The 15,275-nt window shown below is 59.5% G+C and carries 13 protein-coding genes and 3 tRNA genes; 15 read left to right on the forward strand and 1 reads right to left on the reverse strand.

Annotation, left to right across the window (positions count from 1 at the left end; translation table 11 throughout):
• Positions 1-2: 2 nt before the first annotated feature.
• The 4 genes from AC13RM_RS07085 to AC13RM_RS07100 all read left to right on the forward strand — a co-directional run bounded on the left by AC13RM_RS07085 (position 3) and on the right by AC13RM_RS07100 (position 5,294).
• Positions 3-1,421, forward strand: coding sequence for an aminotransferase class I/II-fold pyridoxal phosphate-dependent enzyme (locus AC13RM_RS07085; protein ID WP_374817069.1), 1,419 nt, complete (start codon positions 3-5; stop codon positions 1,419-1,421).
• Positions 1,422-1,438: 17 nt separating this feature from the next.
• Positions 1,439-2,293 carry an SDR family oxidoreductase gene (locus tag AC13RM_RS07090; protein ID WP_374816884.1) on the forward strand — a complete coding sequence of 285 codons (855 nt, stop codon included), beginning with the start codon at positions 1,439-1,441 and terminating at the stop codon, positions 2,291-2,293.
• Between the two features lie 131 nt (positions 2,294-2,424).
• Positions 2,425-4,002, forward strand: a complete 1,578-nt coding sequence (locus AC13RM_RS07095) for an LTA synthase family protein (protein WP_374816885.1) — start codon at positions 2,425-2,427, stop codon at positions 4,000-4,002.
• Positions 4,002-5,294, forward strand: a complete 1,293-nt coding sequence (locus AC13RM_RS07100) for a capsule polysaccharide biogenesis protein (RefSeq protein WP_374816886.1) — start codon at positions 4,002-4,004, stop codon at positions 5,292-5,294. The genes AC13RM_RS07095 and AC13RM_RS07100 overlap by 1 nt, the downstream gene beginning before the upstream one ends.
• A 361-nt stretch (positions 5,295-5,655) precedes the next feature.
• On the opposite strand, the gene AC13RM_RS07105 is transcribed toward AC13RM_RS07100, so the two are convergent.
• A tRNA-Val gene (locus AC13RM_RS07105) sits at positions 5,656-5,731 on the reverse strand.
• Between the two features lie 391 nt (positions 5,732-6,122).
• Here AC13RM_RS07105 and AC13RM_RS07110 point away from each other — a divergent pair.
• The 11 genes from AC13RM_RS07110 (at position 6,123) to nuoG (ending at position 15,272) form a co-directional block, all read left to right on the forward strand.
• Positions 6,123-6,199, forward strand: a tRNA-Asp gene (locus tag AC13RM_RS07110).
• A 48-nt stretch (positions 6,200-6,247) separates the two neighbouring features.
• Positions 6,248-6,324, forward strand: a tRNA-Asp gene (locus AC13RM_RS07115).
• A gap of 257 nt (positions 6,325-6,581) precedes the next feature.
• Positions 6,582-6,947, forward strand: coding sequence for an NADH-quinone oxidoreductase subunit A (locus AC13RM_RS07120; RefSeq protein ID WP_034489570.1), 366 nt, complete (start codon positions 6,582-6,584; stop codon positions 6,945-6,947).
• A complete protein-coding gene (locus AC13RM_RS07125; protein ID WP_113233049.1) occupies positions 6,938-7,519 on the forward strand; it encodes a NuoB/complex I 20 kDa subunit family protein in 582 nt (193 codons plus the stop codon). Before AC13RM_RS07120 ends, AC13RM_RS07125 begins: the two co-directional genes overlap by 10 nt.
• An 18-nt stretch (positions 7,520-7,537) precedes the next feature.
• Positions 7,538-8,140, forward strand: coding sequence for an NADH-quinone oxidoreductase subunit C (locus tag AC13RM_RS07130; RefSeq protein ID WP_069614978.1), 603 nt, complete (start codon positions 7,538-7,540; stop codon positions 8,138-8,140).
• Positions 8,141-8,206: 66 nt separating this feature from the next.
• On the forward strand, positions 8,207-9,397 hold the full coding sequence (locus tag AC13RM_RS07135; protein WP_113233048.1) for an NADH-quinone oxidoreductase subunit D: 1,191 nt from the start codon (positions 8,207-8,209) through the stop codon (positions 9,395-9,397).
• Positions 9,397-9,714, forward strand: coding sequence for a hypothetical protein (locus AC13RM_RS07140; RefSeq protein ID WP_285174134.1), 318 nt, complete (start codon positions 9,397-9,399; stop codon positions 9,712-9,714). Before AC13RM_RS07135 ends, AC13RM_RS07140 begins: the two co-directional genes overlap by 1 nt.
• Positions 9,715-9,729: 15 nt before the next feature.
• A complete protein-coding gene (locus tag AC13RM_RS07145) occupies positions 9,730-10,851 on the forward strand; it encodes an NADH-quinone oxidoreductase subunit E (RefSeq protein WP_374816887.1) in 1,122 nt (373 codons plus the stop codon).
• A gap of 10 nt (positions 10,852-10,861) precedes the next feature.
• The gene (gene nuoF, locus AC13RM_RS07150; RefSeq protein WP_095434513.1) at positions 10,862-12,166 is read left to right on the forward strand and encodes an NADH-quinone oxidoreductase subunit NuoF; all 1,305 of its coding nucleotides are present in this window, start codon (positions 10,862-10,864) and stop codon (positions 12,164-12,166) included.
• A 9-nt stretch (positions 12,167-12,175) separates the two neighbouring features.
• Positions 12,176-12,952: a 5' DNA nuclease gene (locus AC13RM_RS07155; protein WP_285174136.1), complete on the forward strand. Its 777-nt coding sequence runs from the start codon at positions 12,176-12,178 to the stop codon at positions 12,950-12,952.
• A gap of 238 nt (positions 12,953-13,190) precedes the next feature.
• Positions 13,191-15,272, forward strand: coding sequence for an NADH-quinone oxidoreductase subunit NuoG (gene nuoG / locus AC13RM_RS07160; protein ID WP_285174137.1), 2,082 nt, complete (start codon positions 13,191-13,193; stop codon positions 15,270-15,272).
• Positions 15,273-15,275: the final 3 nt, after the last annotated feature.

Below are 15,275 nucleotides of genomic sequence, written 5' to 3' on the forward strand. Positions count from 1 at the left end.
CCATGTATGATGCCGATGATGGCAATCCGGCGGAGCAGAAGAAAAGCAAGTTGCTCGAACAGATGCGCCGAGTTGGCGAATCCTCCGGCCGTAATCGAACCGAACGGCTGAACCGGCAGCCGCAGGCACAGCCGCGCCATGTGACGCGCTTCGAGGATCTGCCGGAGTACAAGCGTGTCGCAACGCAACGTATGGCAGGCGAGCTGCTCGGTGTCGCCAATCCCTTCTACCGGTCGCATGATGCCGCTGCCGGCGCGACGACGCGCATCGGCGGGCGCGAGTTCGTCAATTTTGCTTCTTATGACTATCTGGCGACCAATACCGATCCGCATGTCGCCACACGTGCCAAAGAGGCGATCGACCGCTTCGGAATTTCGGCTTCGGCGAGTCGCCTCGTGGCAGGAGAGCGGCCTGGTCACGTCGAGCTCGAACGCAGGCTCGCCTCAGTCTATGGCGTCGATGCTGCCGTCTGTTTCGTCAGCGGCTACCTGACCAATGTCGCCGCGATCGGCTGCCTGATGGGGCCACAAGATCTGGTGATCCATGATGAATTCATTCACAACAGCGCGCTTGCCGGCATCAAGCTTTCCGGCGCGGCACGCCGGCTGTTTCAGCATAATGATCTCGACAGCCTCGAAAATATCCTGAAGACGCTCTCATCGGATTTTCGGCGCGTCCTCGTCATCGTCGAAGGCATCTATTCGATGGATGGCGATATCGCCGATCTGCCCGCTCTGCTGGAATTGAAGACGCGCTACGGTTTTTGGCTGATGGTCGACGAAGCGCATGCGCTTGGCATTCTCGGCAAGACGGGTCGCGGCACGTTCGAGCATTTCGATCTCGATCCGCGTGACGTCGATATCTGGATGGGCACGCTGTCGAAGACGACCTCCAGCTGTGGCGGCTATATTGCCGGCAGCAGCGCGCTCGCCGATATTCTGAAAGCGGAAGCCGGCGGTTTCGTCTATAGCGTCGGTCTTTCACCGGTTCTCGCCGCCGCTGCCATCGCTGGCCTCGATATCCTCAAGTCCGAACCGAAGCGAACCGAACGCCTCAGGCGCAACGGCCACCTTTTTCTTGAAGAAGCAAAAGCGGCAGGACTCGATACCGGCCTCAGTATGGGCCATTCGGTCGTGCCCGTCATCGTCGGCGATTCGCTTCGTGCGGCGCAGCTATCGAACGACCTGCTCGCCGAAGGCATCAATGTGCTGCCTATCATCCATCCGGCGGTGCCGGAAGGCATGGCGCGGCTCCGCTTCTTCATCACCTGCGATCACACCGAGGAGCAGATCCGGCGCGCCGTCAGGCTGACAGCGGAAAAACTCAAGAGTTTGAAGGACCGCAATTTCGGTCTCGCCTCGCTGGATATGGAGAAAATGATGCAGCTGCTGCCCCTGGCTCAGGCTCCAGGCGGCTCATAAGTTCGGGCGGTCGTCTCATGCACGTTATCGTCACGGGAGGTTCAAGCGGAATTGGTCTGGCGGTAGCGAAGCTTTACGCGGCGCGGGGGGCTCGAGTTTCGCTCCTTGCTCGCGATACGCGGCGCCTCGAAGACGCACGTGCCGAAATCGCAGCGCTTCCCGGTGTCGACGGCGCCTTTATCCGAACGGCTTCCGTTGATGTGGCTTCGGCCGAGCAGACCACGGAGGCGGTAAAGCTTTGCGAAGCATCCTTCGGCCCTTGCGATATCCTCATAGCTTCTGCGGGCATCGTCGAGCCCCGCGCCTTCGATGCGATGCCGGCATCGGTTTTCGATGAGCAGATCTCCATCAATGTCCTTGGGACGGCCAACGCGGTTCGCGCTGTTTATAAGGGTATGAAGAGCCGGCGCAGCGGCCGGATCATGATGATCTCCTCGGGAGCAGCCTTGATCGGCATATTCGGCTATACCGCCTATTGCGCATCCAAATCGGCGCTGACTGGCTTTGCTGAAGCTTTGAGCGCCGAGGCTGCCGCTTCGGGCGTAAAGATTTCCATCTGTTTCCCACCCGATACGATGACGCCGCAATATCGTCGGGAAATCTCTCTCAGACCTCGCGAAGCGGACATGTTGATGGGAGCCGTCAAACCGTGGAGTGCCGAGGCGGTCGCGGCGAAAATCGTCCAAGGATTGGATCGCGGCAAGCAAAGAATCTATTTCGGATTTTCGCTGACGGCGCTCGCATTTTTCGGACCATTGATAAAACTGCCGCTTCTATGGTGGTTTTCGCGCAAGACGCGAAAAATATTTGGTGGGGAGGGGGATCGCGCTCTTGCCGATACCGCCGAGCAAGGCTTTGATAGCGATAAGTAATACGAAACAACTATCGGTGTTGCGCTGTCGGTGAAACGCGTGCAAGAGAAGGTAAGTCAGGGAATTGGCGGCCCGTTCCTCGCGGATATGAGAAATGTCATAGAGGCGGCGGGCATTTGGATGGCGCAATCTTGAAGCTTCATGATTTTCCAGTTCTTTTGACGCTTGCCTGCTTCGCGTTTTCCTGCGTCATCGTCCTGCTAACCGATCCTTTCGCCATGCCGGCTGCCGTCACCGCCGAGAATCGCCCGAAAAGAAGCTGGCGGCGGGTAGCTTGCGACTGGGTGGCCAGGATTCCGGTCATCATATTGATCTATGTCGCCTTCTTCGCCATTTCCTGGCGCCCGCTCTACAGCACGCAGGCTGTCATCAGCTTCTTCGTCATCTTCACGGGCATATCGAGGGCGAAGTTCGAGTTTATCCGTGAGCCTCTGGTTTTTTCGGACATCGCGCTGGTCGTGGATGTTTTCAAATACAAGGAGATCTTCTACGCGACCTCGCTGAACATCGTCTTCTGGATTATCGCCTTCGCTTATGTTTTCGGCCTCAGCGGCCTCTATATGTATCTCGAGCCATCGGTTTTGCCGGCGTCGAACCAATTGTTATGGGTTCTGTTGATGTTGGTCGTCGCCTTCGCGCCATGGCTCGCGCTGTTCAGCAGGGTCGTCAGCGAGCCGGTCTGCCGTTTCACACAGAAGTTTCTCGGCAAGGTTGACGTAAAGATCGATACGGTGAGGTTCGGCACCTTCGCCTCCGTCGTCTTTCATTTCGTCATCTGGGTCGGTGTCCGGCGCGAGGCGATCGTCACGGAATTGTCCGGGCGCTTCATGTCGGCGCTTCAGGAGCTTTGGGAACATGGTGAAGATGAACCGCTCATCGTCGTCTGGCAATCCGAATCCTTCATCGATCTCAGACATTTCGGTGTCGACAACATCAAGCTTCCCAATCTCGATCGCCTGCGCGAGCAGGCCGCACAATGGGGCCGCATGACCAGTGTCTTCGAGGGTGGCTATACGCTGCGAACCGAATTTGCCGTCTTGAGCGGACTGCTGCCCGAAAATGTGCATATCGATGCCAGCTACCCCTATCTGCGCGCCAGCCACTATAAGGATGTGGTCTGGCCGGCGCGGCTGAAGAAGGCGGGCTGGAAGACGCAGTTCATCCATCCCTACGACAAGACATTCTTCCTTCGTCACAAGGCATTGCCGCAGCTCGGCTTCGACCGGATGATGATGCTGGACGAGTTCGATCACAATCCGGAACGCGATGGCCCCTACGTCAGCGACCTCTCGCTGACGAAGAGCGTGATTCGGACGATCGACGACGATGGTACCGGCAAGAATTTCCTCTTTGTCGCATCCATGGCGAATCACGGCCCCTGGGAACCAGGTCGCTGCGGCGATCTCGTCAATCCGGTGGATATCTATGGCGAGCTCCTGATGCGCGCCGATCATGCGCTCGGCAATCTCGCCCATCATCTCGACAGGCTGGATCGCCCGGTCTGGCTGCTCTTCTATGGTGATCATGCACCCTTGCTGAAGGCCTTTGCGGATCCGTTCCCCGACCCGCGCACCGATTACGTCATCGTTCCGCTTGGCCGCGCGCGCTCGCACTCCCAAAAGCCACAGCCGCCGCAGGAAGAGGCGCCCTGGAACCTGTTCGGTACGTTGCTGCACTATGCCGGCCTTGCCACCGAGGTTGCGGAGTGATGCTGAGCGGGGAGGGCATCGCCCCCGCGCGCATATTCCTGTTCCTGCAGGGGCCATCCTCGCCATTGTTCGTCGAGATCGCCAGGATTCTGGAGATGGCCGGCAGCCGCTGTATCCGCATCAACCTGAATGCCGGGGACTGGATTTCTTGGCGCCGGCGCGGCGTCTCCAATTATCGCGGCGATTTTGCCGGATGGCGCGCCTATGTCAGACAGCGAATCGAGGCCGAGAACCTCACCGACTTGATTCTGCATGGCGAGGAGCGCCCCTACCATCAGGTTGCCATCGAGGAGGCGCGGCGTGCCGGCGTTACCGTCAATGTCGTCGAGATGGGATATTTGCGGCCGGACTGGGTGACGCTCGAACGGGACGGCCTCTCTTCGAATTCGCACTTTCCGGCCGATCCTGCCCATATATTGAAGGCGGCGTCCAAGCTGCCGGAACCTGATTGGACGCGTCGTTACAACCAGACTTTCCTAGCGGAAGCGCTTTACGATCTCGCCTATTATCTGCCGACGGTTTTTCTGTGGTTTCTCTACCCCGGCTATCGGCGGCACGGGCTTTACCATCCCTTGTTGGAATATGCCGGCTGGTTGAGGAAACTTCCTTTCAGGGGCAGGAGGGCACGAGAGGCAGAGGGTGTGATCAAGGATCTGATTGCCGGCGGCAAACGATTCTTCGTCTATCCCCTACAGCTTCAGACCGATTTTCAGTTGCGGGCACACTCGCCTTTCCATCTGCAGCAGGATGCGATCCGGCTGATTCTCCGTTCCTTCGCGGAGAATGCCGCGCCCGACGCGCATCTCGTCCTCAAGCTTCATCCGCTCGACAACGGGCTCGTGGACTGGCGGACCTATGTCGAGCACATCGGCGCTTCTTACGGATTGCCATCTCGCCTCCATCTGATCGATGGCGGCAGTCTGGACCGGCTGATTGCCGCCAGCCAGGGCATGGTAACTGTCAACTCGACTGCGGCACTTTCAGCGCTGCAGGTGGGAAAGCCGGTCAAAGCGCTGGGAGCGGCGATCTACGATATCGATGGTTTGAGCGATCAAGGCAGCCTGGATCGATTCTGGCTGGAGCCGACGCCACCGTCGTCGGAACTGCGCGGCGCATTCTTTCGCCTGCTGGCCGCGGCTGTACAGGTGCGCGGCAACTTTTGTTCCAGGGAGGGCGCGCGTGCCGCCGCCGCGCAGATCGCAGAGAGATTACTGTCGCGGACGGTCAATCTGCCAGATGCCTATATAGACCCACCGCCAAGGCGGCGACCGGCGAAGCGCCATGTGCCATAAGGGCGACGAAATACAATGGAAGAAGAACTGTTGTCCCTGCGAGGATCTTCAGGCTGAAATTGACAACGAGGCCACTTACATGTGGACTGATACCGAACCCAGCGCGTCGATTCGACGTTGGGAATGAATGTGGTAACGGTTTGCGGGAGCAAACGGCATGGATGACAGCAAGATGGAACGATTCATGTTGAAGGAGCTGCTGGTTATCATAGCAGCCCTCGTGCTTGTTTCCGTGGTGCTTCTGGCCGTCATTATTCTCGGCAACTACTGAGCCACACGTATTGGTCGCGCAAAGTCGCTCATCGTGATTGCAGCAGCGAACAGCCGGCGATCTCAAACTGACAATTGAATACGTGAAGAATGGTGGGCGATGAGAGACTCGAACTCCCGACATCCTCGGTGTAAACGAGGCGCTCTACCAACTGAGCTAATCGCCCCTCTGCGAAGCGGGTCATTGGCCCGCCGCGTTCGGTGGCCGTGATCTATGCGGAACGACGACAAACCGCAAGAGTGTTTGTGAAGATTTTTTGATTTTTTTGAATTTTACACGTCTCCGATCGTGGTCATCCACATGAGCGGATGGGAGGCCTGCCTAATTATTCCTACGCATATCAGGCTCGAATGAAATGCGTGAGGCGGGAGCCTGCTATGTGAAATCGAGGGGACCGAAAACTGCGGGAGTGCTTGTCCAAAACAATTCGCATTCTGTCATCGATTTGTATTCAAACCTGCTTGACACCCAAACACGAACCCCGTAGTTAGCCGCTCATCGAACGGCGAGGGCCGCTTTGATGGGTGCGGAAGCATCTGGAATGCTTGAAATGAAATGCGGGTGTAGCTCAGTCGGTTAGAGTGCCGGCCTGTCACGCCGGAGGTCGCGGGTTCGAGCCCCGTCACTCGCGCCATTTCAAGGCAAATTTCAGATCTGCATCGGCTGAAAGGCCAAACAATGCGCGGGTGTAGCTCAGTCGGTTAGAGTGCCGGCCTGTCACGCCGGAGGTCGCGGGTTCGAGCCCCGTCACTCGCGCCATTCTCTCCAAGCCCTTACAATCAAACATCAATTTATTGCGATTGCGAAGGAGCCTTTTCGCGCCAGCGCTGATTTGTCGCGTTGCCGTCGCAACACATTGATATCTACCGCTCGATAGTACCCTAACAGACAGATTCAAAAGGCTTGCGCCCGCGCTCCGGCTGCGCTAACCACGGCTCTGTTGCAACGCTCTTTCGCTTGCTGGGCATTTGCTCAGATGCGCCGCCCCGGCGCTGACGCAAGCAGGGATGGACATGATGACTGGACTGCTCAGTTCCTATATTCCGATAGCGATTTTCATTGGTATTGCCTTGGTAATCGGCCTGGCGCTGTTGATCACGCCGTTTGCCGTCGCCTTCAAGGCGCCTGACTCGGAAAAGCTGTCGGCTTACGAATGCGGCTTCAATGCATTCGATGACGCCCGCATGAAGTTCGATATCCGCTTCTACCTGGTATCGATTCTCTTCATCATCTTCGATCTGGAAGTCGCCTTCCTCTTCCCGTGGGCCGTATCCTTCGGTGCGATCGGTTGGTTCGGGTTCTGGTCGATGATGGTGTTCCTCGCGGTGCTGACCATCGGCTTTATCTATGAATGGAAGAAGGGAGCCCTGGAATGGGAGTAGCCCCAAGCAACACGACGCTCGTTGCGCCGCAGCCGAAGGGGATTATCGATCCCGCAACCGGCAAGCCCGTTGGCAGCAACGATCCGTTCTTCGGCGAGATCAACAACGAGCTCGCCGACAAGGGTTTTCTGGTCACCTCCACCGATGAGCTGATCAACTGGGCCCGCACCGGCTCCCTGATGTGGATGACTTTCGGTCTCGCCTGCTGCGCCGTGGAGATGATGCAGGTTTCCATGCCGCGTTATGACGTCGAGCGCTTCGGCTTTGCGCCGCGCGCTTCGCCGCGTCAGTCCGACGTCATGATCGTCGCCGGCACGCTCACCAACAAGATGGCGCCCGCGCTGCGCAAGGTCTACGACCAGATGCCGGAGCCGCGTTACGTCATCTCGATGGGTTCCTGCGCCAACGGCGGCGGCTACTATCATTATTCCTATTCCGTCGTTCGCGGATGCGACCGTGTCGTGCCGATCGACATCTATATTCCGGGCTGTCCTCCCACGGCGGAGGCGCTGCTTTACGGCGTGCTTCTGCTGCAGAAGAAGATCCGGCGCACCGGCACGATCGAACGGTAAGGCAGGGGACAAGGTATTATGAGTGAAGCCCTGAACGAACTCGCCGCCTACCTCACGGAAGTTCGCAGCGCCCTGATTTCTTCGAGCGAGATCAAGTACGGCGAGCTGAACGTGACGACGACGACCGAAAACGTTATCGCCCTGCTGACCTTCCTGCGTGACGACGCCAAGTGCGGCTTTGTCAACATGACGGATATTTGCGGCGTCGACTGGCCGCAGCGCGCCGAGCGTTTTGATGTGGTGTATCATCTGCTGTCGCCCAAGAAGAACTTGCGCATTCGCGTTAAGGTTCCTGTCGGCGAAGATCAGCCTGTTCCCTCCGCTTGCGGCGTCTATCCCGGCGCCGATTGGTTCGAGCGTGAAACCTGGGACATGTACGGCGTTCTCTTCACAGGTCATCCCGATCTACGTCGCCTGCTGACGGATTACGGCTTCGAAGGTCATCCGCTGCGCAAGGACTTCCCGACGACCGGTTTCGTCGAAGTCCGCTACGATGATGCCGCCAAGCGCGTCGTCTACGAGCCGGTGGAACTGAAGCAGGAATTCCGCAACTTCGATTTCCTGTCGCCGTGGGAGGGCACCGACTACGTGCTCCCGGGCGACGAAAAGGCGAAGGCCTGATTGTTGGCGTGTGGCGGGCTTCGGCCTGCCATCCTCTGAAATTCCGAAAACGCGAGCATCGCCGTCATGACAGAACATAACGTTCGCAACTTCAACATCAATTTCGGTCCGCAGCATCCGGCTGCGCACGGCGTTTTGCGTCTTGTCCTCGAACTGGACGGCGAAATTGTGGAACGCGTCGATCCCCATATCGGCCTGCTGCATCGCGGCACTGAAAAGCTGATTGAGACGAAGACCTATCTTCAGGCCGTTCCCTATTTCGACCGCCTCGACTACGTGGCGCCGATGAACCAGGAGCATGCCTATGCGCTGGCCGTCGAAAAGCTGCTCGGCATCGACATCCCGATCCGCGGCCAGCTGATCCGCGTGCTCTATTCGGAAATCGGCCGCATCCTGTCGCATCTGCTGAACGTCACCACGCAGGCCATGGACGTCGGCGCGCTGACGCCGCCGCTGTGGGGCTTCGAAGAGCGCGAAAAGCTAATGGTGTTCTACGAGCGCGCCTCCGGCTCGCGCATGCACGCAGCTTACGTCCGTCCGGGTGGTGTTCACCAGGATCTTCCGGAAAAGCTCGTTCAGGATATTGGCGATTGGTGCGATCCCTTCCTCAAGGCGCTCGATGACATCGACGATCTTCTGACCGGCAACCGTATCTTCAAGCAGCGCAACGTCGATATCGGCGTGGTTTCGCTGGAAGACTGTTGGGCCTGGGGCTTCTCGGGCGTCATGGTCCGCGGCTCGGGTGCCGCCTGGGACCTGCGCAAGGCTCAGCCCTACGAATGCTATTCCGATCTCGAATTCGACATTCCGATCGGCAAGAACGGCGATTGCTACGACCGTTATCTCATCCGCATGATCGAAATGCGCGAATCCGTCCGCATCATGAAGCAGTGCGTCAATCGCCTGCTCGGCGATGCCAAGGCCGGACCTGTTTCGTCGCTGGACGGCAAGGTCGTTCCGCCGAAGCGCGGCGAGATGAAGCGCTCCATGGAAGCGCTGATCCACCATTTCAAGCTTTACACCGAAGGCTATCACGTGCCGGCCGGCGAGGTTTATGCGGCTGTCGAGGCGCCGAAGGGCGAGTTCGGCGTCTATCTCGTCTCGGACGGCTCCAACAAGCCGTATCGCTGCAAGATCCGTGCGCCGGGCTATGCGCATCTCCAGGCCATGGACTTCATGTGCCGCGGCCACCAGCTCGCCGACGTCGCGGCCGTGCTCGGCTCGCTCGATATCGTGTTCGGTGAGGTGGATCGTTGATGCGAGCCTGGCAGGTCGTCATTCCAGCGCTTCTGGTCGCCTGCGGTGCCTCTGCACAGCAGACCGGCAAGACGCAGGGCCTGCCGAGCATCAACCTGCAGAATTCGAATTCGATCAATTCGAATTCTGCGAAAAGTGGAAGTGAGATTGCGTCGGGCGGAGATTCGACCATGGGTGATCTCCTTTCCCGCGGTTACGAGATCAAGGCCGCTGTGCCGAATGGCGGCAAGTTTGTTGTGTTTATGCAGAAAGACCAGTCGGCCTATGCCTGCGAATTCTCGTCTCTGACGAATACGCGGTGTGGGTCCTTAAACTGAGATAAGGCGTGAAAGATGTCCGTTCGTCGACTAGCCGAAGATCAATTCCAGCCTGCCGCCTTCGCTTTCAATGCGGAGAATGCGGTCTGGGCTGAAAAGACGATTCAGAAATATCCTGATGGTCGTCAGCAATCCGCGATCATCCCGCTGATGATGCGCGCGCAGGAGCAGGAAGGCTGGGTCACCAAGGCGGCTATCGAAACGATCGCCGACATGCTCGATATGGCCTATATCCGTGCGCTCGAAGTCGCGACCTTCTATACGCAGTTCCAGTTGCATCCGGTCGGCACCCGCGCCCACGTCCAGGTCTGCGGCACGACGCCCTGCATGCTGCGCGGCGCCGAGGGACTGATCAAGATCTGCAAGAGCCGGATCAACGATCATGCTTTCGAGCGCAATGCCGACGGCACGCTCTCCTGGGAAGAAGTCGAATGTCAGGGCGCCTGCGTCAACGCACCGATGGTGGTGATCGGCAAGGATACCTATGAGGATCTGACACCGGCACGTCTCGAAGAGATCATCGATGCATTCGCCGCAGGCAAGGGCCATGAGATTCAGACCGGCCCGCAGATCGATCGCGTTTTCTCCGCTCCGGAAGGCGGTTTGACGTCGCTGCTTTCGGATGAGGCGAAGGCAAAGAGTGTTGCAAGCAAGACGGCCAAGGCCACTGCCGAAGCCGTATCGATCCCGCCGTCGGAAGCCGGCCGCGCGAAAAGCACGGACGCCGAAACCAATCCCAGCCTGAAGACGCCGGCAACGGCGCCGAAGGAAGCAGCCAAGAATGCCAAAGCGGCCGAAACGCAGCCGCTTTCGGGCACTGCAGCTGCGGAGCCCGTTGCGGGCAAGCCGTCGCTCGACGACAAGGATCGGCCCGCAGGTATCGAAAGACCCGCGCAGCCGGATAATCTGCAACTCATTTCAGGCGTGGGCCCGAAGATCGAAGGGACCTTGCACGAGCTCGGTATCTTCACATTCGCGCAGATTGCCAGCTGGAATGAGGCGGAGCGCCGCTGGGTCGATGGCTATCTGAATTTCAGGGGCCGGATCGAACGTGACGACTGGGTCAGGCAGGCTGAGGCACTCGCTAAGGGTGGCGAAGCGGAATATATCAAGGTCTTCGGCAAGAAGCCGCGGTAAGAGGTGAAGCATGTTACAGGATCAGGATCGCATCTTTACCAATATCTACGGCCTCAAGGATAAGTCTCTGAAGGGCGCGATGTCGCGCGGCCATTGGGACGGCACGAAGCAAATCCTCGAAAAGGGTCGTGACTGGATCATCAACGAGATGAAGGCTTCCGGCCTTCGCGGTCGCGGCGGCGCGGGCTTCCCGACCGGCCTCAAGTGGTCCTTCATGCCGAAGGAAAGCGACGGTCGTCCGCATTATCTCGTCGTCAACGCCGACGAGTCGGAACCCGGCACCTGCAAGGACCGCGACATCATGCGCCACGATCCGCATACGCTGATCGAAGGTTGCGTCATCGCCGGTTTCGCCATGGGTGCCAACACCGCTTACATCTATGTCCGCGGCGAGTACATGCGCGAGCGCGAAGCCCTACAGGCTGCGATCGACGAATGCTACGATGCTGGATTGCTGGGCAAAAACAACAAGCTCGGCTGGGATTTTGATGTTTTCGTTCATCACGGCGCCGGCGCTTATATCTGCGGCGAAGAAACCGCGCTGCTCGAAAGCCTCGAAGGCAAGAAGGGCCAGCCGCGCCTGAAGCCGCCGTTCCCGGCCAATATGGGTCTCTACGGCTGCCCCACGACGGTCAACAATGTCGAGTCGATCGCCGTTGCCCCGACGATCCTGCGCCGCGGCGCCGGCTGGTTCTCCTCCTTCGGCCGCCCGAACAATGTCGGCACGAAGCTGTTCATGCTCTCCGGTCACGTCAACCGTCCCTGCACGGTCGAGGAGACGATGGGCATCACCTTCCGCGAACTGGTCGAAAAGCACGGCGGCGGCATTCGCGGCGGCTGGGACAACCTGCTTGCCGTCATTCCCGGCGGCGCATCTTGCCCGGTCGTTCCGGCCGCCGATATCATCGACTGCCCGATGGATTTCGACGGCCTGCGCGAAGTCAAGTCGTCCTTCGGCACGGCTGCGGCGATCGTCATGGACAAGTCGACCGACATCATCAAGGCGATTGCCCGCATCTCGGCCTTCTTCAAGCACGAGAGCTGCGGCCAGTGCACGCCGTGCCGTGAAGGCACCGGCTGGATGTGGCGCGTTCTTGAGCGCATGGCTCGTGGCAACGCCCAGAAGCGCGAGATCGACATGCTGTTCCAGGTGACGAAGCAGATCGAAGGTCATACCATCTGTGCGCTCGGTGACGCAGCAGCATGGCCGGTTCAGGGCCTGATCCGCAATTTCCGTCCGGAGATCGAAAAGCGCATCGACCAGTACACCGCCAACGCGACGAGCCACGGCGCGGTTCTGGAAGCAGCCGAGTAAGGATCGAAGATGGCGAAGACCAACGATATCAGGCAGGAAAGCGGAGCGGCCGGCAATGCATCGGCCGATTTTGGCCGTGCCGCTGCCGATATGTTTGGGAACGCGCCGATCATGCCGATCCATCCGCTGATGGCCCATCCTGCCGCAGCCATTGCTGCGGTTACTGCGATCGGCTTCGGCTTTACCTCGCAGCTGGCGGGTGCATTCTTCGGTGCTTTCCAAGGCGCCGTTGAAGCGACCACCAAATTGGCCGAAGCCCTGGACGACGAAAAGCATCAGGCTGAAGTTGCTGCGAAGCCGACTGCTGCGAATGGCGGGGCAGGGGACGCAAAGCCTGTAAAGGCAGCGACCGTTGCCAAGGCAGCTGCGCCGAAGCCGGTTGCTGCCAAGCAGAAGGCGGTTGGCGTAAAGAAGGCTGAGCCGAAGCCTGTCGTTGCCGCGCCCAAGGCCGCGACGACAACTGCAAAGAAGACGGTGAAGGTAAAAGTCGCTGCGCCGGCTGCCGCAAAGAAGGTTGAAGTTGCCGCATCAGTTGCAGCCAAGCCCGCCCCTCCGCGCGGTCGCAAGGTGGCTGAGAAGACTGACGACCTGAAGCGGATTTCCGGCATAGGTCCGAAGCTGGAGCAGGTGCTGAACGGACGTGGCATCAAGCGGTTTGCCGATATTGCCGGCTGGAGCGATGCGGATATCGATCGGATCGATGGCGAACTCGGTTTCGAAGGTCGCATCCGGCGCGATGACTGGGTTGGCCAGGCGAAGGCGCTGCTGCCGAAGGGCCGCAGTTGAGGATTTCCCCGGCTGGATCGCGGCCGGGGAGCGTGAATGACGGCGATGGAGACGATGCAGGTGACCCGCATGGCTCGATCGCAAAGCTGGTCTTGCGGGGACAAGGCTCGGCAAAGCTTATTGTGAGCGAACCGGTGCCATCAGGCGTTTGAGCCGCCCCGATGGCAATCCGGTTTGCGATCATGAAATTGTCTGCGGCCAGGTTGGGCTGGAGACGTGACATAGGACTGAGTGGACGATGGCTAAACTGAAGATTGACGGTAAAGAGATCGAAGTTCCGGATCACTACACGCTTATCCAGGCGTGCGAGGAAGCCGGCGCCGAAGTCCCGCGCTTCTGCTTCCATGAACGACTGTCGGTGGCCGGCAATTGCCGCATGTGCCTCGTAGAGGTGAAGGGCGGACCGCCGAAGCCGCAGGCATCCTGCGCCATGGGCGTTCGCGATATTCGCGGCGGCCCGAATGGCGAGCTTCCGGAAGTCTTCACCAACACGCCGATGGTCAAGAAGGCCCGCGAAGGCGTGATGGAATTCCTGCTGATCAACCACCCGCTGGATTGCCCGATCTGCGACCAGGGCGGCGAATGCGACCTGCAGGATCAGGCCATGGCCTTCGGCATCGACAGCTCGCGTTATCAGGAAGATAAGCGTGCCGTCGAAGACAAGTATATCGGCCCGCTCGTCAAGACAGTGATGAACCGCTGCATCCACTGCACGCGCTGCGTTCGCTTCACGACGGAAGTTGCCGGCATTTCCGAACTCGGCCTCATCGGCCGCGGTGAAGATGCTGAAATCACCACCTATCTCGAGCACGCAATGACCTCCGAGCTGCAGGGCAACGTCGTTGACCTTTGCCCGGTCGGCGCGCTGACCTCGAAGCCCTTCGCCTTCACGGCTCGTCCGTGGGAACTGAACAAAACCGAATCGATCGACGTCATGGACGCCCTTGGCTCGGCGATCCGTGTCGACACGCGCGGCCGCGAAGTCATGCGCGTTCTGCCCCGCGTCAACGAACAGATCAACGAAGAGTGGATCTCCGACAAGACTCGCTTCATCTGGGACGGCCTGAAGACGCAGCGCCTCGACAAGCCCTATGTCCGCAAGGACGGCCGTCTGCAGCCGGCAAGCTGGAGCGACGCTTTCGCAGCCATCAAGTCGGCCGTTTCCGCCACCAGCGGCGACAAGATCGGCGCGATCGTCGGCGATCTTGCCTCGGTCGAGGAAATGTACGCTCTTGGCGAACTGCTGAAATCGCTCGGATCGGAAAATCTCGACTGTCGCCAGGACGGGGCGGCGCTTGATCCGTCGCTCGGCCGCGCAAGCTACATCTTCAATCCGACCATTCAGGGCATTGAAGCCGCCGACGCGCTGCTGATCGTCGGGGCCAATCCGCGCTTCGAAGCGGCCGTGCTGAACTCGCGCATCCGTAAGCGCTGGCGCCGCGGTAAGTTCCCGATCGGCGTAATCGGCGAAGCCGCCGACCTTCGCTACTCCTATGATTATCTCGGCGCTGGGCCAGATACGCTGGCCGATCTCGTCAGCGGCTCGCACAGCTTCGCAGACGTGCTGAAGAATGCTCAGAAGCCGATGATCATCATCGGCCAGGGCGCCCTGATCCGCGAAGAGGGTGCCGAGGTTCTGGCAAATGCCGCTAAGCTCGCTGCCGCTGCTGGCGTCGTCAAGGAAGACTGGAACGGTTTTGCCGTGCTGCACACCGCAGCCGCGCGGGTCGGCGGCCTTGATCTCGGCTTCGTGCCGGGCGCAAAGGGCGTCAATGCCGCTGCTATGCTCTCGTCGATGGACGTCCTCTTCCTGTTGGGCGCCGATGAGCTCGACTTCAGCCGCAAGGGCGCGAAATTGACTGTTTATATCGGCTCGCACGGCGACAATGGTGCACAGAATGCCGACGTCATCCTTCCGGCAGCCGCCTACACCGAAAAGTCGGGCACTTGGGTCAACACGGAAGGCCGCGTCCAGATGGGCAACCGCGCCGGTTTCGCGCCGGGCGACGCCCGCGAGGACTGGGCGATCATCCGAGCCCTTTCCGACGTGCTCGGCAAGAAGCTTCCCTTTGATTCGCTGAGAGAATTGCGCGCGAAGCTCTATGCAGCCTTCCCCCATTTCGCCGGCATCGACGAGATTGCCGAAGGCGATAGCGCCCAAATTGCCGCACTTGCGAAAAAAGCCGGCGCGATGGGCAAATCGGCATTTGCTTCGCCGATCAAAGACTTCTATTTGACGAACCCGATAACGCGCGCATCGGCTGTCATGGCCGAGTGCTCGGCATTGGCCCGCAACAATTTCCGCGTTGCGGCAGAGTAAGGG

The sequence above is a fragment of the Martinezella sp. CNPSo 3732 genome, from assembly GCF_057784515.1.